Here is a 20,355-nt window from a genome sequence, read left to right as displayed (position 1 = left end):
TCCCTTGTCGCTGTGATGGCTTTCTCCTTGTTCCCGCGCGGCCTTGTGCCTGCGCCTGCCAAGAAGCAGGCCCGGCACTGCCATCCAACTGGATCAGAGGCTGCGGCTGCCGGAGGATTCCCCTATTGAGTGGTACATGGGCATACTGGCCATCACTGCTCGCACGAGCCCGCCGCACCGAACTCCGCCGTGGACGACCGTGACGCGTGCGGCACGCCGACGGCTGCACGGTGTCAACGTCCCCTGACCCGTCGGTCCCACTGATGATCATCGGTGGCAGCAAGGCCATCCCGACCGACACCGGCCGGGGATGCATCGAATTGGAATTCGTCCGGCGGGACGCAGTCCCGGCGCCCGCGAACCCGCTGGTGGTCGACACCGGCTCCTTCGACCTCCGCAACGCGGACCGACGGCACCTGTCCACTAACGCCGTCTGGCAGTGTCCTGACCCGGGCCGCCGCGTGGCGGCCCCGCTGGTGGACGCATGCGCGGCGGAGCGTCTGTGGGCCTCACGCCGAGGCGGTACGGCACGCTCCGTGGCCGTGAAGGACCACACCGTCAAGGCGAAGTCGTGGTCAGCGGCGACCGGTTCGTCGAGCAGGCTCAACGGTGTGCCCACCCACTGGACGCGTCGCCGGCGACCGCCCAGGGGGCGGTGATCCGGCCCGTCCCGTCTTGCCGTGGGATCGTGGCGAGATCCCTGGGTACCTGGTGAGCAGCGCTTCGCCCGCAGCCAGGGAAACGCGGCCGCCGCGTCCACGTTCCGACGTCAGGCGGGCCCATAGGTGCGCGCGAGTGCGCCCACCGTGGCGGCCATCGCCCGGCGCAGTTCGGCCGGTGCGACGACCTCGACGTCGGTGCCGAGCCGGAGCAGTTCACCGCAGGCGTGGTCCGTGCTCTCGGTCGGGATGACGGCCTCCACCCACCCGTCGCCGCCGACGGCGACCGCCGTGGTGTCGACGGCCCAGACCACCTCCGGGGGGACGTTGTCGGGCAGGCGCCGTCGCCCCCGCGGCGACAGGCGGACGGTGGCCGTGCCGGTGTAGCGGCGTGTCCGGAAATCGTCCAGGTAGGAGGTCCAGTACGCACCCAGGTCGAAGTCCGGCGGCCGGTCGAACCGCTCCTCGCTCGGCACCGCGTCGAGGACCCGGGCGACCCGGTAGGTCGCGATCCGGTCCTCCCCGGCGGCGACCAGGTACCAGGTGCCGGACTTGAGCACCAGGCCGTAGGGGCGCAGGCGGCGCGACACCTCGTGCGGGGCCTTCCAGCGGCGGTAGCGCACGTCCACGGCGCGGCCGGTGAGCACCGCGTCGGCGAACAGGGGCAGGTGCGGCGCCCGTTCGGGGTCCCGGTACCAGCCGGGGGCGTCCAGGTGGAACACCGCCGCGGTCCGCGTCGCCTCCTCGCGCAGTGCCGTCGGCAGCGCGGCCAGCAGCTTCAGCCGTGCCGCCGTCACCTCGGCGGCGATGCCCAGCTCGGTGGCGGGCCCGGGCAGCCCGGCGAAGAACAGGGCCCGCGCCTCGCCCTCGCTCATCCCGGTGAGGCGGGTGCGGTACCCGTCGAGCAGCCGGTAGCCGCCCCCGCGCCCCGGCTCCGCGTAGACCGGGACCCCGGCCGCCTGCAGTCGTGCCAGGTCGCGGTAGGCGGTCCGCACGGACACCTCCAGCTCCTCGGCGAGTTCCCGCGCGGACACGAGGCCACGGGATTGCAGCAACAGCAGCATCGACAGCAGTCGACCGGCAGACATGGGCGCATTCTCCCAGGAAACCCTGACAGCACCTGACACACGGCTCCCCTACCGTCGGTCCGCGCCCGGAGAAGACACCCGGGGAAGACACCCGGCGAAAGACCACCGAACAGGAGCCCGCTGTGCCTGCCACCCATGCCGTCGACCACCCCTCCGTGGTCGAACTGCGTCAGTACACGCTGCGTCCCGGCCGGCGCGACGAGCTCATCGAGCTGTTCGACCGGGAGTTCGTGGAGACCCAGGAGGAGACCGGGATGGTCGTCCTCGGCCAGTTCCGGGACCTCGACGACCCCGACCGCTTCGTCTGGCTGCGGGGTTTCCGGGACATGACGGCGCGTCACCACGCGCTGACGGCGTTCTACGGCGGCCCGGTCTGGGCCGAGCACGGTCCCCGGGCCAACGCCACCATGATCGACTCCGACGACGTGCTCCTGCTGCGACCGCTGTCGGCCGGGACCGGCTTCGCCGTCTCCCCCGCCGAGCGGCCACGGGCCGGCGCCCCGGAACCGGAGCGCTTCGTGGCCGCCACGCTGTGGTCCTTCCCACCCGGACGGCACGACGGCCTCGACCTGGTCCGGGACGGTCTTCTCCCGGTGCTCCACCAGACGGGACCCGCGCCGCTCGCCGTCCTGGTCACCGAGTCCGCCCCCAACACGTTCCCCAGGCTGCCGGTCCGCACCGGTGAAAACGTGGCCGTGGTCCTCACCTCGTACCCGGACGAGAGCGACCACCGGCGGCACCTGGCCGACGTGCGCGATCACCCCCTCGTCCGGGACGTGGTCCTGCCGGCCGTCGAGGGGGCACGGACGGCCGCCCCCCTGACCCTCCGGCTGGCTCCCACGGGCCGCTCGCTGATCCGCTGACGGGTGCCCGCCGCGAGGATCTCGTCGACGTCCCGGATCTGCTCGGCGCACGCGCCTCAGGAGCCTCCCCCCGCGGGCGGTCCAGTGCCTCCCGGTGTCAGGCGCCTCCCCGGCCGGACCGGTGGCGCTGGAGGTTCGCGCAGGCCGACGGGTAGGTGTCGCAGTAGCTCTCGTACTGACGCGCGGAGGTGGCCGCGAGCATGGCGTGGGCGACCGCACGGGTGAGGGTGTCGGCCGCCGCGGCGCCGATCCGGGCGAGGGCCGGGGCGTCGTCCGGATCGTTGTTGGCCAGTTTCCGGCCGGTTCCGGTGGCCACCGCGAAGACGGTGTCGCCGTCGTAGAGCGTGTGGGCGGGGTTCATCGCCCTGGCCAGACCGTCCTGTGCCGCCGCGGCCATCCTGGTCGCCGCCGCGTTCTCCATGCTCGCGCTGGTGGCCACGACCGCGATCGTGGTGTTGCGGTTCGGGGCCGTTCCCTCGAGCGGCGCGCACTCGGCGGGTGAGGGCTTGCGCAGCCCGGCGAACTCCTGGCCGAGGCCCAGTTCGGCGGCGTACAGGGTGCAGTCCTTCGGATTCACCGTGGAGCCCAGGGCGTTGACCACGACCAGCGCTCCGACGACGGTCCCGTCGTCCAGCACGACGCTGGCCGTGCCCACGCCTCCCTTCAGGGTCCCGTTCCCGGTGACGGCTCCCGTCCCGGCGCCCACGGTGCCCTGACGGACCGGTCCGTCCTTGGCCGCGTCCATCGCCCGGTAGCCCCAGTCGGCCGTGGGACGGGCCCTGTCGTCCCCGCCCCGGCCGATGTCGTAGATCACCGCTCCGGGCACGATGGGGATGTCGACGTTCTTGTGGTCCTCCAGCCAGTGCATGGCACCGACGCCGACGTCCATGCCCCAGGCGCTGCCCCCGGTGAGGACGATGGCGTCCGTCCCCGGATTGGCGTTGGCGGGGCTGAGCATGTCCGTCATCCATGTGCCCGGGGAACCGCCCCGCACATCGACACCGGCGACCGGCTCGTCCGGGGTGTACACCACGGTCGAGCCGGTGAGATAGGGCGGTTCGGTCGACTGCACCTGCCCGACCAGGACGCCCGGGACGTCGGTGATGGCGTTGAACCGGCCCGGCACGCCGTCGTCACCCCGCTTGGGTGCGGCGTCCGCGGCGGCTCGGGTGCCCCCCAGGGCGAGGCAGGTCCAGGCCGAGGCGAGGACCAGCCCGGATGCCAGCAGGCGAATGGATCGAGACGTCATGGAACCTCTTCCCTGCGACGCGCTGACGGGTCCGCCGTTTCGGCCCGGCGGCAGCCGGTCGGACGCTATCGACAGGGACGGCGCATCCCGGGGCGACAGGCGGGACGCTGCTCCGAACGAGGGTCACCGGGTGCGACGGCGATCCGGTCGTGCCGAGTCACAGCCCCGGGGCGCCCCAGAGCGGGAACCAGCGGCTCAGGTCCCGTTCGATGCGCAGGTCGTCCTTGAGCACGGCTTTGACCTGGAGCTCCAGCGGGTTGTCGCGTGTGTCGCCGGGCAGTGGGGCGAACGGGTAGAAGGTGCCGCGCTTGTAGAGGTAGACCAGCGCGAGGGGCCGCCGGCCGACGGTGCGGAAGGCGACCAGGGAGCAGAGGAGGTGCGGGCCGAAGCCGGCGTCCTGCAGAGCGGTGTTGACCGCGTGGAGATCGCTCACGAGGGCGGGCAGGCTGTCCGGGGGGCGGCGGGAGAGCAGCCACGTGTAGCCGTAGGTGTCGCGGCTGAACTCCACAGGGGCGTCGCCGCGTTCCGTGTCGGCCTCCAGAAGGGCCCCCGCCTCCCGCCGGACCTGCTCGAAGGCGCCGCCTTCGATCGCGGCGAAGCAGACCGAGCCCGCTCCGGTCGGGGTGATGCCGACGGCGGCCTGGAGGGTGATCGCCGCCGAGGGCAGGGCGAAGAGCTGGTCCAGGTCGGGCCGGACGGGTCTGCTCCGGCCCAGCAGGGCGTCCCAGAAGCCCACGGTCCGGCTCCTTCCTCACGGCCCGCCCGGTTCGCCGAGTTCCGCGGAGAGGTCCGCGAGCGCTTCCAGGCGGCGTTCCAGGGAGGGGTGCGTGGAGAACAGGTTCGCCATCGCCGTGCCGGGCCCGAGGGCGGGGGTGAAGAAGAAGGCGTTGAACGCCTGGGCCGTACGCAGATCCCTCGTGGGGATGCGGGCGATGTCACCGCTGACCTTGGTCAGCGCCGAGGCCAGGGCGGACGGTTTGGCGGTCAGCATGGCCGCCGCCCGGTCGGCGGCCAGCTCACGGTAGCGGGACAGGGCCCGTATCAGCAGGAAACTGATCGCGTAGACGAGGGCCGAGACGCCCATCACCGCCAGGAACACGACGGCGGTGTTCTGGTCCCGCTGGCCGCGCCCGCCGAACAGCTGGGAGTAGAAGGCGAAGCGGACGACCAGGCCGGCGATCACGCCCAGGAACGAGGCGACGGTGATCACCGCCACGTCGCGGTGGGCGACATGGGAGAGCTCGTGCGCCAGGACGCCCTCCAGCTCCTCGGTCTCCAGACGCCGGACGAGTCCGGTGGTCACGCAGACCACGGCGTGGTCGGCGTTGCGGCCGGTGGCGAACGCGTTGGGCAGATCCATGTCGGAGACGGCGACCTGCGGCTTCGGCATGTCCGCGGTGGCGCACAGGCGGTCGACGACTCCGTGCAGCCGGGGCTGTTCCCCGGGCGTGACGACGCGGCCGTGCATGGCGTAGAGCGCGATCCGGTCGGAGTACCAGTACTGGGCCCAGAGCAGTGCGGCGGCGATGACGATCACCAGCACGACGGACTGGAGCAGCGCGATCAGTGCGGCGACGAACCCCACGTACAGCAGGCCGAGGAGGAACATCGTGACGGCCATGCGGGCGGTCAGCTGCCGGTCGGGCTCGAAACGGCTGCGCATCGTGGTCCTCCCGTCAGCCCGGGATCAGGCCCTCGTCGGACAGCATCTCCTGAACCTGCGGGAGGCCGTTCGTCTCGTCGGGCAGCACCAGGTCCGACGGCGTGATCCGCTCGGCCGGCAGCGGTGTGCCAAGGCTGCGCACGGCGTCCAGCAGGGCCGACAGGGCGGCGGCGAACGCCGTCTCGTCGTCCGCGTCGGCGGCATTCTGCAGGGCGGAGTCGAGCTGGTTGAGCTGGTCGAGGTACGCGTCGGCGACGTCGTACTGGCCTTCGCCGAGAATCCGCATGATCATGACTTCTTCTCCTGTTCCGGGCGGGCCTGGCCGGTGTCCACCGCCCGCGGAGCGGGCTCCGCGGGGAGTTCCTCCTTCATCCGGGCCAGTTCGAGCTCCACGTCCTGGCCCGAGGTGACGCGTTCGAGTTCGGCCTGGATGTCGTCCCGGCCGGCCGGCAGGGTGGCGTCGTCCAGCGCGCCGGAGTCGATGAGTTCGTCCAGCGCGCCGGCGCGCGCCTGCAACTGCTCGGTCCTGTCCTGGGCGCGCCGCACGGCCAGACCCACATCGCCCATCTCCTCACCGATGCCGGTCACGGCCTCGGTGATGCGGGTCTGGGCCTCGGCCGCGGTGTACCCGGCCTTGAGGGTCTCCTTGCGCGTCCGGAAGGCGTCCACCTTCCCTTCCAGGCGCTGGGCGGCAAGCGTGAGCTTGTCCTCCTGGTCCTTCAGGGAGGTGTGCTGGGCCCGCAGGTCGGTGATCTGTGCCGCCACGGCCGTACGGCGGGTGAGCGCCTCGCGGGCCAGGTCCTCGCGCCCGGCGGCCAGCGCCCGCTCCGCCTGGCCCTGCAGCGTGCCGGTGGACTGCTGGAGCCGGCTGAGCTGCAGTTCGACCCGCTTGCGGCTGGTCGCCACGTCAGCCACCCCGCGCCGCACCCGCTGGAGCAGGTGCTGCTGTTGCTCGTAGGAGTGGTCCAGGACCTCGCGCGGGTCCTCGGCCCTGTCGAGTGCCTTGTCCGCCTTGATCCGGAACAGGGTGGTGACGCGTTGGGTGATGCTGGTCATGGTGACCTCCTCGCTCGCGTGGCCGCCGTCGGGAGGACGCGGCCACGCCGTGCCGCCGGGCGGCCGACCACCTCTTCCATTGTCCCGGTGGGCTCCGTACTCGGCAGTTCGATCGTGCCGCGTACGAGACGGCGCCCGCGGCGACTGCCGTCGCGATCCTGGTGTTGCGCCTCATGACGCACCTCCTCGGCTGGGCGGGAGCGTCCTGGCGTCCCCGCACCGTCACCGTCCCGCCGGACCCCGCAGTCGCCGTGCGCCGGGTGTGGAGGCGGTACGGAGACGGCCGACGGGCGGCGGGGGCCGTTCGGCCCTCGCCGGCACACCTTCCGGGCGGGTATGTGTGGGACATGGCCGCCGAGGAGCTGCCGCAGGTCTTCGACCGACTGTGGCGTGGGGCGCGCGCCCGCGCGGGTGGTGGCAGCGGCATCGGCCTGGCCGTCGTCAAGGAGCTGGTCACCGCCCACGGGGGCACGGTCACCGCGGCCTCCGGGCCGGGGGGCGTGACGCGGATGATCATCCGGCTGCCCAGGACCGCGACGCGCGGGGGCCGGCCCGGCCCGGGCGCCGGGGCCCTCGCCTCGGCACCAGATACCCCGGGGGGTATTTGACGTCCATCGTGCGGCGGCCGTACTCTCACCACATGAATACCCCCAGGGGTAATTGAGGAGGCAACGACATGGCCCGTGAAGTGACTCAGGACGTGTTCGCCGCCGCCTGGGCCGAGGGCGCGTTGGCGGTCGACGTACGGGAGCCGGACGAGTACGCGGCCGGGCACGTCCCCGGCGCGCGGCTGATGCCCCTGCGTACCGTGCCCGCCCGGTGCGCCGAACTGCCCGCGGGCCGGCCGGTGTACGTGATCTGCGCCAGCGGCAACCGCAGCAGGACGGCCGCCGACTGGATGAACTCCCGTGGCCTCGACGCCTGCTCCGTGACCGGCGGTACCCGCGGGTGGGCCCGCGGCGGACGCCCCGTCACGACCGGTTCACCCGGACGCTCCGCCTGATCCCGGCCCCTCTCCACGCATCACCGTCCGTCGCGCCCTGGAACCGGCCTCCGCACCCCACCCGTTGGAAAGGACTCCGCCGTGGCAGCCACCCCCTCCCCCGACGACGCCCCACTCTCCGGCCGTCACAGAGTCGCCGTCGTCGGCGGCGGCAGCGCAGGCATCAGCGTCGCGGCCCGCCTGCGCCGCGCCGGCGTCAGCGACATCACCCTGATCGAGCCGTCCGACACCCACTGGTACCAGCCGCTGTGGACCCTGGTCGGCGGCGGCCAGGCACCCCTGCGCATCACCCGCCGGCCCGAGGCGTCGGTCGTACCGGACGGCGTGCGCTGGATCCGTCGCCGGGCCGTGGCCGTCGACCCGGAGGCCCGCACCGTGGCCCTGTCCGGCGGCGCCGAGCTCACCTACGACCACCTCGTGATGGCGCCCGGCATCCAGCTCGACTGGGACGGCGTGCCGGGACTGGCCGAGGCCGTCGGGCACGACCGGGTGAGCAGCAACTACGCGCCCGAGTTCGCCCCGCGCACCTGGGAGCTGATCCGGCGGACGCGTTCCGGCACGGCCGTCTTCACCCACCCGGCGTCCCCGCTGAAGTGCGGCGGCGCCCCGCAGAAGATCGCCTACCTCGCCGCCGACCACTGGCGCCGGCAGGGGGTTCTCGACGACATCCGGATCATTCTGGTCGTCCCCGATCCGGCACTGTTCAAGGTGCCCGCCTGGTCGCGGGTGCTGGAGCAGGTGGCCGCCCGGTACGGCATCGAGGTGCGGCTGCGTTCCGAGATGACCGCCGTCGACGGCGACGCGCGGCAGGTCACCCTCACCGACCACGCGAACGGCACGAAGGAGACCATCGGCTACGACCTCCTGCACGCCGTGCCGCCGCAGAGCGCGCCCGACTGGGTCAAGGCGAGCCCGCTCGCCGGCCCGGCCAGTCCGCAGGGGTTCGTCGCCGCCGACAAGTACACCCTGCAGCACCCCTCCCACGAGACCGTCTTCGCGCTGGGCGACGTGGCCGACCTGCCCACCTCGAAGACCGGGGCGGCCGTCCGCAAGCAGGCCCCCGTGGTCGCGGCGAACCTGCTGGACGTGATGAACGGACGCCCGCCGTCGCACCGTTACGACGGCTACACGTCCTGCCCGCTGGTGACCGCGCGCGACCGGATGCTGCTCGCCGAGTTCGACTACGACCTCAAGCCCACCCCCTCCTTCCCGCTGATCGACCCCTTCAAGGAGCGGCGCACGATGTGGGCGTTCAAGCGGTACGGGCTGCCGCCGGTGTACTGGCACGGCATGCTCACCGGCCGCCTCTGACCGGTCGGCCCGGGCATCCCCCGGCCCGGGCCGGCCTCCCCCCTCCCGCCCCGGCAAGGGCGGACCCGACCCTTCCAGATACCCCCGGGGGTAAAATGCCCCGCTTCCGACATGGAGGTCGACCGACCATGTTCTTCGCCCAGTACTACCTGGGCTGCCTCTCCCAGGCGTCCTACATGATCGCCGACGAGACCACCGGCAAGGCCGTCGTGGTGGACCCGCGCCGCGACGTCTCCGAGTACCTCACCGACGCCGAAGCCCACGGCTTCACCATCGAGGGTGTCATCAACACCCACTTCCACGCCGACTTCCTCGCCGGCCACCTGGAGCTCGCGGACCGCACCGGAGCCTGGATCGGCTACGGGCGGCGGGCCGAGGCGGAGTACCCCATCCGCAAGCTGACCGACGGCGAGCGGATCGGCCTCGGCGACGTGCAGCTGCAGATCCTCGAGACGCCCGGCCACACGCCGGAGTCGATCAGCATCCTGGTGCGTGAGCACGCGCAGGACGCCGTCCCGTACGGCGTCCTGACCGGTGACGCGCTGTTCATCGGCGACGTGGGCCGCCCCGACCTGCTGGCCTCGATCGGCGTGACCGCCGACGAACTCGGCAGGATGCTGTACGACACCGTCCAGCGCAAGCTGATGGCGCTCCCCGACGCCGTCCGGGTCTTCCCCGCCCACGGGGCCGGCTCCGCCTGCGGCAAGAACCTCTCCACCCGGCGGCAGTCCACCATCGGCGAGCAGCGCGCCACCAACTACGCCTGCCGGCCCATGAGCGAGGAACGGTTCGTGGAGCTGGTGACCGCGGGACAGCCCTCCGCGCCCGCCTACTTCGTGTACGACGCCATCCTCAACCGCAAGGAGCACGGCCTGTTCGACGCCGCCGCCGCTCCCCGGCCGCTGTCGGCCGATGAGTTCATGGAGCGGCGCGCGGCGGGAGCGGTCGTGATCGACGCCCGCTCTCCGCAGGACTTCGCGCCGGGCCATCTGCGCGGCGCGGTCAACGTGCCCGCGGACGGCCGGTTCGCCGAGCAGGCCGGTACGGTCGTCGGCCCCGAGCAGGAGGTGCTCGTGGTCGCACCGCAGGACCGCGAGGAGGAGATCGTCACCCGGCTCGCCCGGATCGGCTTCGACAAGGTCGGCGGCTACCTGCGCGAGCCCGAGGGCGCCTTCCCGTTGCTGGCCGACGAGATGGAGCAGGCCGGCCGGCTGACCGCCGACGAGCTGCGCCGGCTGCTGGACGGCGACGAGCCGCCGCTGGTCGTGGACGTGCGCGGCACCGCCGAGCGGGAAGAGGGCTTCATCGAGGGCTCGCTGCACATCCCGCTGGCCGAACTCGCCGGCCGCGCGGACGAGATCGCCGCCGGCCGGTCGGTGGTCGTGCACTGCGCGGGCGGTCACCGCTCCTCCATCGCCGCCAGCCTGCTGCGCCACAGGGGCCACGCGGACGTCTCCGACCTGCTCGGCGGTTACGGCGCCTGGCTCACCCTGCCCGCTTCCGCCGACGTCTGAGCCCGCCCCGGTGCGCTTCGATGGGAAGGGGGACTCCGACCGGACGTGAGGAAACGAGGTGCGCACGATGGACGCAGCGGACTGGGACGAGCGATACCGCGGCGGCGAACTGGTCTGGAGGGCCGAACCCAACCGCTTCGTCGAACAGGAGCTCGCCGGTCTTGAGCCACCCGGGCGGGCGGTGGACATCGCCGCCGGCGAGGGCCGCAACGCGGTCTGGCTCGCGGAACGGGGCTGGGAGGTGGACGCCGTCGACTTCTCCGCCGTCGCCCTGGAGAAGGCCGCGCGGCTGGCCGCCGGACGGGGCGTGCGTGTGCGCACCGTCCAGGCCGACCTCATGGACTGGGCGCCCCCGGCCGCGTCGTACGACCTGGCGCTGATCGCGTATCTGCAGGTCCCGTGGCCGCGGTTGGCCGAGGTGCTGTCCCGGGCCGCCACCGCCGTGCGCACGGGCGGGACGCTGTTGCTCGTCGGCCACGACGCCGCCAACCTCGAGCACGGCCACGGCGGCCCGCGGGACCCGGACGTGCTGCACACCCCCGCCCGGGTCGCCGGCGCCTGGCGGCCGTACGCCGACGTCGTGCGGGCCGAGACGGTCACCCGGCCGGTGCTCGACACCGAGGGCCGCGGCCGCACCGCTCTGGACACGCTCGTCCGTGCCGTACGGCGCTGACGCACGGTCTTCGGCGCCGGCTGCGGAGGACCGTGCGCGGCGGGGAACAACGCGGCCGCGCGAGGTGCTGTTCCTGGTGCCCCGTCGGGCAGGGAAGCCACGGCGAGACCCGCCGGGGACCGAGACCGACCCGCAAGGAGCGTGAGAGCGATGAGGACGGCAGGACCCGACCACCGGCCCCCCACCAACGGCGGCATCGTGACGACCTGTGGACGCAGGATCGCCGTACGGCGCCTGCGGCTCGCGACCGCGGACCGGCCCATCAGCCGGATCGCACTGGACGTGGGCCCGGACCGGGGCGGTGAACCGGGTACGTGGGCTGCGCTCACCGCGGGCGAGGCGCGTGACCTGGCGGACCTGCTCCTCCGGCACGCGGGCCTGGCCGAGCGGGGTGCCGAGCCGGCCGGGCCGTCCCGTGAGGCCTCCTCGGCACCCTGAGCGGGAGCCGGCGGCCGTCCGCACCGATCAGGCACCCCGCGTACACCGGAGGGGTACCGGGCCGCGACGGCGTGCACGAGAGCCGAACGGCCCCCGTCGTGCCCCGTCGGCCCCTCCCGGCACACCGCCCCCGGTGGTCGACTGGCAGCCGGGGGACCGACACCAGCGAAGGGGGACCGGCCATGACCGGCAGCACACCACAGACCCTCGGCACGAACCGCCCGCAGCCCGTGGACGTGCACCGTCTCGAGGTCACCCACGTCGAGCAGGACGCCTACACGGTGGATGTCCGCGGACACCGCCTCCGGGTCGACCAGCCGCTGGAGGCGGGAGGCACGGACACCGCGCCGACTCCCACCGAGTTCTTCGCGGCCTCCCTGGCCACCTGCGTGGCCTTCTACGCGGGCCGTTACCTCCACCGGCACGGCCTGCCCCGCACCGGACTGCGGGTCCGCACCGAGTTCACCATGGCCACCGACCGGCCGGCCCGGGTGTCGGCCCTGCGCCTCGTGATCGACCCGCCACCGGAGCTGCCCGAGCAGCGCCGCGCGGGCCTGCTGGCCGTGGCCTCGCACTGCACGGTCCACAACACCCTGCACCAGCCGCCCGAGATCGCCATCGAACTGGCCCCCTGACGGGTACCGGCTGCCGTCCGGTCCGCAGGAGGCGACGCCGATGCGCCCGTACGCGTGGATCGCGGGCGCGTCGACGTCGGCGACCTGCAGCCATGGCGCGTCCGTACCCGTCCGTCCGCCGGGCGTCGTCGCAGCGTGGCACCCGGCCTCGCCGGGGCGACGTTTCCCGCGTAGCCGCACGGTTACCCAGGGGGTGTGGTTTCCCACGCGCACCGGCGCCGGGGACGGTCGTCCACCAGCGGGATCGGGAAGGGAGTTCGCATGGCCAGCACGAAGGTGTCCGACTACGTTCTTCAGCGGCTGCGTGAGTGGGACGTGGACCATGTCTTCGCCTACGCGGGTGACGGCATCAACGGGCTGCTGGCCGCCTGGGGGCGCGCCGACAACCGGCCGAAGTTCGTCCAGGCCCGGCACGAGGAGATGGCCGCGTTCCAGGCCGTCGGCTACGCCAAGTTCTCCGGCAAGGTGGGCGTGTGCGCGGCGACCTCCGGACCGGGCGCGATCCACCTGCTGAACGGGCTGTACGACGCGAAGCTCGACCATGTACCGGTGGTGGCGCTGGTCGGGCAGACCGACCGCAGCGCCATGGGCGGCTCCTACCAGCAGGAAGTGGATCTGGCGAGCCTGTTCAAGGACGTCGCCTCGGACTTCTGCGAGACGGCCATGGTCCCGGAGCAGCTGCCGAACCTGATCGACCGGGCCTTGCGCACCGCGTACGCGAAGCGGACAGTCACCGCGATCATCCTGCCCGGCGATGTGCAGGAGCTGGACTACAGCCCGCCCACGCACGCCTTCAAGATGGTGCCCTCCAGCCTCGGGCTGGGACGGTACGCGCCGGTCCCCGCCGACGAGGACCTCCAGCGGGCCGCCGACGTGCTGAACTCCGGCGAGAGGGTCGCGGTCCTGATCGGACAGGGCGCCCGCGGCGCCCGCGAGGAGGTCGAACGGCTGGCGGACGTGCTCGGTGCCGGGGTGGCCAAGGCCCTGCTCGGCAAGGACGCCCTGCCCGACGACCTGCCCTTCGTCACCGGCTCCATCGGACTGCTGGGCACCCGCCCCTCCTACGAACTGATGCAGGAGTGCGACACCCTGCTGATGATCGGTTCCAGCTTCCCGTACACGCAGTTCATGCCGGAGCTGGACCAGGCGCGGGCCGTGCAGATCGACATCGACCCGCACATGATCGGCCTGCGCTACCCGAACGAGGTCAATCTCGTCGGCGACGCCCGCGAGACCCTGCGGCGGCTGCTGCCCCGGCTGCACCGCAAGGAGGACCGCGCCTGGCGGGAGAAGATCGAGAAGAACGTCGCCCGCTGGTGGGAGGTCATGCAGCGCCGCGCCGCCGTCAGCGCGGACCCCGTCAACCCGGAGTACGTCGTCCACGCCCTGGACGGCAAGCTGCCCGACGACGTGATCCTGAGCGCCGACTCCGGCTCCGCCGCCAACTGGTACGCCCGCCACCTGCGGCTGCGTGGCCGGATGCGCGGCTCCCTGTCCGGCACCCTGGCCACGATGGGCCCCGGCGTGCCGTACGCCATCGGGGCGAAGTTCGCCCATCCCGACCGTCCCGCCATCGCCCTGGTCGGGGACGGCGCCATGCAGATGAACGGCATGATGGAGCTGGTCACCGCCGCGAAGTACTACCGCGAGTGGTCCGACCCGCGGCTGATCGTCGCCGTGCTGAACAACGGCGACCTCAACCAGGTCACCTGGGAGATGCGCGCCATGTCCGGCGCCCCCCAGTTCGAGGAGTCGCAAGCCATCCCCGACCTCCCCTACGCCGACATCGCCCAGCGCATCGGCCTGGACGGTGTGCGGGTGGAGAAGCCCAAGCAGGTCGAGGCCGCCTGGGACCGGGCCCTCGCCGCCGACCGGCCGTTCGTCATCGACTTCCGCACCGACCCGGCCGTGCCGCCGATCCCGCCGCACGCCTCGCTGGACCAGATCGAGGCCGCGGCCACCGCGATCCTCAAGGGCGACAGCGACCGCGGCTCCATGGTGAAACAGGGACTCAAGGCCAAGGTGCAGGAGATGCTGCCCGGCAGCCGCCATCGCGACGACCGCCCCGGCGCCGGCCGCCACGACAGCGCCGAAGAGAACAAGTGACCCAGGCGGCGCCGCAGTTCCAGGCGTTCCGAGACGGACCCGTCGTGGAGCGCCTGGACGTCTCGGTGTACCGGATCCCCACGGACCTGCCGGGCGGTGACGCCACGCTGACCTGGGACGCGACGACCCTGGTGCTGGTCGAGGCCACCGCGGCGGACCGGACGGGCCTCGGCTTCACCTACGGCTCGCCCGCCACCGCGCCCGTCGTCGGGCACGAGCTGGCCGGCCTCGTCGTCGGACACGACGCCTTCGACGTGCCCGCCGCCAACGACCGCGTGAGCCGGGCCCTGCGCAACACGGGCAGGCCGGGCATCGCCGCCGGCGCCGTGTCCGCCGTCGACACCGCGCTGTGGGACCTCAAGGCCCGCCTGCTGGGCCTGCCGCTCGTGCGTCTGCTGGGCGCGGCCCGTGACGAGGTCCCGGTGTACGGCAGCGGCGGCCTCACCACCTACGACGACACCCAGCTCGAGCGGCAACTGCGCGGCTGGACCGACCAGGGCATCGACCGCGTGAAGATCAAGGTCGCCGAGTCCTGGGGCCGTCACGAGGCCCGCGACCTGCACCGCACGGCGCTGGCCAGCCGTACCGTGGGGGACACCGCCGGACTGTTCGTGGACGCGAACGGCGGCTACACCCGCAAGCAGGCCGTACGCATGGCCGCCGCCATGGCCGGCCTCGGTGTCACCTGGCTGGAGGAGCCCGTCTCCTCCGACGACCTGTCCGGCCTGCGGGAGGTGCGCGACGCCGTCACCGCCGACGTCGCGGCCGGCGAGTACGGCTACGGCCTGCCGTACTTCGCCCGGATGGCGGCCTCGGGGGCCGTCGACTGCCTCCAGGCCGACGTCACGCGCTGCGGCGGCGTCACGGTCTGGCTCCGCGCCGCTGCCGTGGCCGAGGGGCTCGGGCTGCACATCTCGGGCCACTGCGCCCCGCACCTGCACGCGCACGTCGCCGCGGCCGTGCCCAACACCCGTCACCTGGAGTGGTTCCACGACCACGTCCGCATCGAGAACATGCTGTTCCACGGCACACTCGACCCGCGGGGCGGCACCGTCACGCCGGGCGCCTCCGGCGAACCGGGCCACGGCCTCACCCTGAACCGGCCGGCCGCCGACCTCCATCGCATCGCATGACCCGGCCCGGCACGACCGACGATGCGGCGCCGACCCCGGCGGACAGCCCGTGGACACTGCGCGACTACGCCCTGATCGCCGACGGAGAGCGCGGGGCGCTCATCGATCCGCGCGGGGGGATCGCCTGGCTGTGCGCGCCCGCCTGGCACGACGGGGCCGTCTTCAGCGGACTCCTCGGCGGGCCCGGCCGCTACAGCGTCCGCCCCGCCGACCGGTGGAACGTGTGGGGTGGCTACTACGAGGACGGCACGCTCATCCGCGTCAGCCGGTGGGTCACCGCCGGCGGGATCGTCTCCTGCCGTGAGGCCCTGGCGGTCCCCACCGACCCCCGGCGCGTGGTGCTGCTGCGGCAGATCCGCGCCGTACGCGGCGACGCCCTCGTCGACGTCGAGCTCGACGCGCGCGCCGGCTACGGGCAGTGCCCCATGACGCGGGTCCGGCACGACGGCGGCACCTGGCGGGCGCTCACCGGCTCCCTGCAGGTGAGGCTCACCGGAGCGCAGGACGCCCGTCCCGGCCCCGACGGCGGCCTGCACGCCAGGCTGCGCCTGCCGGAGGGCGGTACCCACGACCTGGTCCTGGAACTGGCCACGGAACCGCAGAACGCTCCTCTCGACCCGCGCTCCCTGTGGAACGCCACCGAACGGTGGTGGAAGCAGGTCGTGCCGGACTGCTCGGACACCGCCGCCCCGCGCGACACCCGCATGGCGTACGCGGTGCTGAACGGACTGACCAGTACCGCGGGGGGCATGGTCGCAGCGGCCACGACCTCGCTGCCCGAACGCGCCGACACCGGACGCGACTACGACTACCGGTTCGCCTGGGTCCGCGACCAGTGCTATGCCGGCATCGCGGTCGCCGCACACGGCCCGCACCCGTTGCTGGACCGGGCGGTCCGCTTCGTCGCGGACCGCGTCCTGGAGGACGGCATCGCACTGCGTCCCGCCTACACGGTGGACGGGGGCCCGCTGCCACCGGAACGCCGCCTGCCGTTCGTCGGCTACCCGGGCGGCGGCGACCGGACCGGCAACCGCGCGGGCCGCCAGTTCCAGCTCGACGTCTTCGGGGAGGCACTCCAGCTGTTCGCCGCAGCCGCCCGCCACGGCGTCCTGGACACCCGGGCGGCCGAAGCCGCCGCCCTGGCCGCCGAAGCCGTCGCGGACCGTTGGACGCGGCCCGATGCAGGACTGTGGGAGCTGGAGGACCGCTGGTGGACCCACTCCCGTCTCTGCTGTGTCGTCGGCCTGCGCGACCTGTCACGGGAGCTGCGCACACCCGCGTCGGCGGACTGGTCACGCCTGGCCGATCGCATCCTGGACGCCACCAGGTCGCGTTGCGTCCATCCCGGCGGTCACTGGCAGCGCGCCGACGACGACACCGGGCCGGAGGCGGCCCTTCTGCTGCCGTTGGCCCGCGGGGCGGTGCCGCGCACCGATCCCAGCCTCTCCCTCACCCGCTCACAGGTGGTGCGCCGACTGGCGGCGGACGGTTACGTCTACCGTTTCCGGCACGGGGACGAGCCACTGGGCGATGCCGAGGGCGCGTTCCTGCTGTGCGGCTTCACGATGGCGCTGGCCGCCCACGCGCAGGGCCTGCACACCGAGGCGGCGCGGTGGTTCGAGCGGACCCGCTCGGCGTGCGGTCCCACCGGACTGTTCGCCGAGGAGTACGACGTGGCGCAGCGTCAGCTGCGGGGCAACGTGCCCCAGGGGTTCGTCCACGCCCTGCTGTTGGAGTGCTCCGCGCGGTTCGGCAGTGCTCCGGACGCGTTCCCGTCCACCGGCTGGTGAACGTCGCGGCGTATCCGCCGACGTCGCGCGCCCCGCCGGGAGGGGGTGAGGCACACTCATCGCCGGAGACGGCGCGCACGGCGCGAGCACCACACCGCCAGCGCCCCCGCGGCCGCACCGGCGACGCCCGGTGGCAGCAGAGCACGGGCCCCCGGGGCCCCGGGCCGGTCGGGCACGGCCTCCCGGCCCGTCAGCCCGGCCGCCAGCACTTCCGCCAGGTGCAGGGGACTGCGTCCGGTGCCGGCCTGGTCGACCTGGGTGCGGCAGCTGAAGCCGTCCGCGAGCACCAGCGTCGCGTCGTCCGCGTCGCGCACGGCGGGCAGCAGTCCCGCCTCCGCGCACGCCATGGAGACGTCGTAGTGGCCCTTCTCGAAACCGAAGTTGCCGGCGAGTCCGCAGCAGCCGGCGTCCAGGACGTCGGCGTCCACCCCGGCGCGTTCCAGGATCTTTCGGTCGGCGTCGAAACCCATGACGGCGTACTGGTGGCAGTGGCGCTGGACCACGGCGCGTGCGTCGACGCGGGGCGGCTGCCAGTCCCCGGCCCGCTCGACGAGGAGTTCGGCCAGCGTGCGGGTCTGCTCGCGCAACCGTTCGACGTCAGGGTCCTTGGGCAGGAGCTCGGCCGCGTCCGCGCGGAAGACGGCCGTGCAGCTCGGCTCCAGGCCGACCACGGGCGTGCCGCGGCGCAGGTCCTCGCGCAGCACGTCGATCGTGTGCCCGAGGACCCGCCCGGCGACGTTCAGCTGCCCGGTGGAGATCCAGGTCAGCCCGCAGCACACGGCCGCCTCGGGCACCTTGACCCGGAAGCCGGCCGCTTCCAGGACCTCGACGGCGGCCCTGCCGACCGCCGGGTGGAAGTGGTCGGTGAACGTGTCGGGCCAGACGACGACCTCGCCCCGGTGTCCCGCACCGCGCGTCCCTCCCCGCTCACGCCACCAGTCCGTGAAGCGCTGTTCGGCGAAGAGGGGCACGTCGCGCTCCGGGGCGACGCCGCCGAGTGCCTTGACCACGCGGGCCACCCAGGGCACCGACGTCAACGCGTTCACGGTGCGCGGTGCGAGAGCTGCTCCTCGCGCGAGCGCGGGCAGCCAGCCCATGGAGTAGTGCGCGAGGGGCCGCAGCCGTCCCTTGTAGTGGTGGTGCAGGAACTCCGCCTTGTAGGTGGCCATGTCCACGTTGACCGGGCAGTCCGTCTTGCAGCCCTTGCAAGCCAGGCACAGGTCGAGCGCGTCGTTCACCTCGTCGGACCGCCAGCCGTCGGTGACCGGTGAGTCGCTGTCGTTGTTGACCATCTCGAAGAGCAGGCGGGCGCGGCCGCGGGTGGAGTGTTCCTCCTCGCGGGTGGCCCGGTAGCTGGGGCACATGACGCCGCCCTCGGAGGAGCGGCACTTGCCCACTCCGACGCAGCGGGCGGCGGCCCGGCTGAACCTGCCTCCGTCGTGCGGGAAGGAGAAGACGGTCTCCGGTTCCCAGGGGAGATGGTCCGCACCCAGTCGCAGGTCCTCGTCGAGACGGTGGGGCAGGACGATCTTGCCGGGGTTCATGCGGTTCCCCGGGTCGAACAGGCCCTTCAGCCGCTCGAAGCCCTCGATCAGCTCCGGCCCGAACATCTTCACCAGCAGCTCGCCCCGGGACTGGCCGTCGCCGTGCTCGCCGGACAGCGATCCGCCGTAGGACACGACCAGATCGGCGGCCTTCTCCACGAAGGCCCGCATCCGGGCGATGCCCTCTTCGGACTCCAGGTCGAAGGGGATGCGGGTGTGGACGCAGCCGTGGCCGAAATGCCCGTACACGGACGGGTGACCGTAGCCGAACTCCTCGTAGAGCCGCTTGAGGTCGCGCAGGTAGTCGCCGAGGCGGTCGACCGGGACCGCCGAGTCCTCCCAGCCCTCCCAGGTGTCCGGTTCGCCGGGCACGTGCGCGGTGGCTCCGAGACCGGACTCGCGGACCAGCCACAGCTCGTGCACGTGCTGCTCGTCCTCGTACCAGGTGTGGTCGACGTCGTCCGGCTTGGCGTCGATCAGCGCCCGTGCCTTGTCCTCGACCTCCTCGCGCGTGTCACCGACGAGCTGCACCATCAGGTAGGCCCGGCCCCCGGGCAGCTCCTTGAGGGCGTCCGGGTTGAGGTGTTTGACCTGCTGGAAGTGGACCAGTTGGTGGTCCACGCCCTCCAGGGCGGCCGGCTCGTGTTCGAGGACCGCCGGCACATGGTCGGCCGCCCGGCAGATGTCCTCGTAGCCGAGCACGACCAGAGAGGTGTGCTCCGGTACGGGTACGAGTTCCAGTTCCGCGCGCAGGACGGTCACCAGCGTGGACTCGGAGCCGGTCAGCAGGCCGGCGACGTCGAACCCGTGCTCGGGCAGCAGCGAGTCGAGGTTGTAGCCGGACACCCGGCGCGGGATGTCGGGATAGCGCTCGCGCACCAGCCCCGCGTACCGGTCCCGCAGGGCCACCAGGCCCCGGTAGAGCTCCGCCTGACGCCCCTCTGCGGCGGTCAGCCGCTCGAGTTCGGCGTCGCCGGTCCGTCCCACCCACATCCGCACCCCGTCATAGGTGAGGACCTCAAGGCGGTGCAGGTTGTCGACGACCTTGCCGTAGGCCTGGGCCGTCGACCCGCAGGAGTTGTTGCCGATCATCCCGCCGAGGGTGCAGTTCGGGTGGGTGGCCGGTTTGGGCCCGTACATGAGCCCGTACCCGGCGAGCTGCCGGTTCAGGTCGTCCAGGACGATGCCCGGCTCGACCACGCAGCGCCGGTTCTCCGGGTCCACCGACAGCAGCCGGTTGCCGTACTTGCTCCAGTCCACCACCACCGCGGTGTTGCAGCACTCGCCGGCCAGGCTGGTGCCGCCGCCGCGGGACAGCAGCGGTGCCCCGTGCTCCCGGCAGACCGCCACCGCCTCGACGGCCGCTTCCACCGTCCGCGGCACGACCACCCCGATCGGCACCTGCCGGTAGTTGGAGCCGTCCGTCGAGTACGCCGCACGCGTACCCGCGTCGAACCGGACCTCCCCGTCGACGCGGGCGCGCAGGTCACGCTCCAGAGAACCCACGTCCGCCGGCGGCCGCGGGCGCCTGACGACGGGAAGGGGCAGATCGACCGGTTGCATGGACGACACTCTCTTCGACCTCCCGGTGGTCGATGGTCAGCGCCGCGATGACATCCCCACCGCGCCC

Annotated in this window: 18 protein-coding genes; 11 read left to right on the top strand and 7 right to left on the bottom strand. The window is 72.9% G+C overall.

From position 1 onward, the window contains the following. Positions 1-769: 769 nt before the first annotated feature. The gene (locus BU52_RS07570; RefSeq protein WP_037930181.1) at positions 770-1,747 is read right to left on the bottom strand and encodes a helix-turn-helix transcriptional regulator; all 978 of its coding nucleotides are present in this window, start codon (positions 1,745-1,747) and stop codon (positions 770-772) included. A 122-nt stretch (positions 1,748-1,869) separates the two neighbouring features. Between BU52_RS07570 and BU52_RS07565 the strand changes: the two genes are divergently transcribed. After that, a complete protein-coding gene (locus BU52_RS07565) occupies positions 1,870-2,610 on the top strand; it encodes an NIPSNAP family protein (RefSeq protein WP_037930178.1) in 741 nt (246 codons plus the stop codon). Between the two features lie 97 nt (positions 2,611-2,707). Here BU52_RS07565 and BU52_RS07560 read toward each other — a convergent pair whose 3' ends face one another. The 5 genes from BU52_RS07560 to BU52_RS07540 form a co-directional block, all read right to left on the bottom strand. Then, a complete protein-coding gene (locus tag BU52_RS07560) occupies positions 2,708-3,859 on the bottom strand; it encodes a P1 family peptidase (protein ID WP_078903147.1) in 1,152 nt (383 codons plus the stop codon). 157 nt (positions 3,860-4,016) lie between these two features. Beyond that, a complete protein-coding gene (gene pspAB, locus BU52_RS07555) occupies positions 4,017-4,595 on the bottom strand; it encodes a PspA-associated protein PspAB (protein ID WP_037930175.1) in 579 nt (192 codons plus the stop codon). Between the two features lie 15 nt (positions 4,596-4,610). Next, complete coding sequence (gene htpX, locus BU52_RS07550) at positions 4,611-5,522, bottom strand: zinc metalloprotease HtpX (RefSeq protein WP_037930172.1); 912 nt, start codon at positions 5,520-5,522, stop codon at positions 4,611-4,613. A gap of 13 nt (positions 5,523-5,535) precedes the next feature. Further along, positions 5,536-5,814, bottom strand: coding sequence for a PspA-associated protein PspAA (gene pspAA, locus BU52_RS07545; RefSeq protein WP_037930168.1), 279 nt, complete (start codon positions 5,812-5,814; stop codon positions 5,536-5,538). Next, on the bottom strand, positions 5,811-6,578 hold the full coding sequence (locus BU52_RS07540) for a PspA/IM30 family protein (protein ID WP_037930166.1): 768 nt from the start codon (positions 6,576-6,578) through the stop codon (positions 5,811-5,813). The genes pspAA and BU52_RS07540 overlap by 4 nt, the downstream gene beginning before the upstream one ends. A 347-nt stretch (positions 6,579-6,925) precedes the next feature. On the opposite strand from BU52_RS07540, the gene BU52_RS34640 reads away from it, so the two are divergent. The 10 genes from BU52_RS34640 to BU52_RS07490 all read left to right on the top strand — a co-directional run bounded on the left by BU52_RS34640 (position 6,926) and on the right by BU52_RS07490 (position 17,181). Next, positions 6,926-7,186 (top strand): sensor histidine kinase, encoded by a 261-nt coding sequence (locus tag BU52_RS34640; protein ID WP_327148744.1) that lies wholly within the window; start codon positions 6,926-6,928, stop codon positions 7,184-7,186. Between the two features lie 68 nt (positions 7,187-7,254). Further along, complete coding sequence (locus BU52_RS07530; RefSeq protein ID WP_037930163.1) at positions 7,255-7,581, top strand: rhodanese-like domain-containing protein; 327 nt, start codon at positions 7,255-7,257, stop codon at positions 7,579-7,581. Positions 7,582-7,662: 81 nt separating this feature from the next. Continuing rightward, positions 7,663-8,892 carry an NAD(P)/FAD-dependent oxidoreductase gene (locus tag BU52_RS07525; RefSeq protein ID WP_037930160.1) on the top strand — a complete coding sequence of 410 codons (1,230 nt, stop codon included), beginning with the start codon at positions 7,663-7,665 and terminating at the stop codon, positions 8,890-8,892. Positions 8,893-9,020: 128 nt separating this feature from the next. Beyond that, positions 9,021-10,406, top strand: coding sequence for an MBL fold metallo-hydrolase (locus BU52_RS07520; protein WP_037930158.1), 1,386 nt, complete (start codon positions 9,021-9,023; stop codon positions 10,404-10,406). Positions 10,407-10,473: 67 nt separating this feature from the next. Next, positions 10,474-11,079 carry a class I SAM-dependent methyltransferase gene (locus tag BU52_RS07515; RefSeq protein ID WP_037930376.1) on the top strand — a complete coding sequence of 202 codons (606 nt, stop codon included), beginning with the start codon at positions 10,474-10,476 and terminating at the stop codon, positions 11,077-11,079. Positions 11,080-11,229: 150 nt separating this feature from the next. After that, entirely contained in the window at positions 11,230-11,517 is a 288-nt protein-coding gene (locus BU52_RS07510) for a hypothetical protein (protein WP_235216277.1), read from the top strand. Positions 11,518-11,699: 182 nt separating this feature from the next. Beyond that, the gene (locus tag BU52_RS07505; RefSeq protein WP_078903146.1) at positions 11,700-12,152 is read left to right on the top strand and encodes an OsmC family protein; all 453 of its coding nucleotides are present in this window, start codon (positions 11,700-11,702) and stop codon (positions 12,150-12,152) included. A gap of 261 nt (positions 12,153-12,413) precedes the next feature. Then, positions 12,414-14,258 carry a thiamine pyrophosphate-requiring protein gene (locus tag BU52_RS07500; protein WP_037930155.1) on the top strand — a complete coding sequence of 615 codons (1,845 nt, stop codon included), beginning with the start codon at positions 12,414-12,416 and terminating at the stop codon, positions 14,256-14,258. Beyond that, entirely contained in the window at positions 14,255-15,391 is a 1,137-nt protein-coding gene (locus BU52_RS07495) for an enolase C-terminal domain-like protein (RefSeq protein WP_407702031.1), read from the top strand. Before BU52_RS07500 ends, BU52_RS07495 begins: the two co-directional genes overlap by 4 nt. After that, complete coding sequence (locus BU52_RS07490) at positions 15,388-17,181, top strand: glycoside hydrolase family 15 protein (RefSeq protein WP_037930152.1); 1,794 nt, start codon at positions 15,388-15,390, stop codon at positions 17,179-17,181. Before BU52_RS07495 ends, BU52_RS07490 begins: the two co-directional genes overlap by 4 nt. Positions 17,182-17,237: 56 nt before the next feature. Here the strand turns inward: BU52_RS07490 and BU52_RS07485 are convergent, their stop codons facing one another. Beyond that, entirely contained in the window at positions 17,238-20,288 is a 3,051-nt protein-coding gene (locus BU52_RS07485; protein ID WP_037930149.1) for an FAD-binding and (Fe-S)-binding domain-containing protein, read from the bottom strand. Between the last annotated feature and the right edge of the window lie 67 nt (positions 20,289-20,355).

Origin of the sequence: Streptomyces toyocaensis, from assembly GCF_000725125.1 — a bacterium.
Taxonomy (GTDB): Bacteria; Actinomycetota; Actinomycetes; order Streptomycetales; family Streptomycetaceae; genus Streptomyces; species Streptomyces toyocaensis.
This window is presented reverse-complemented; position numbering and strand designations above follow the sequence as displayed.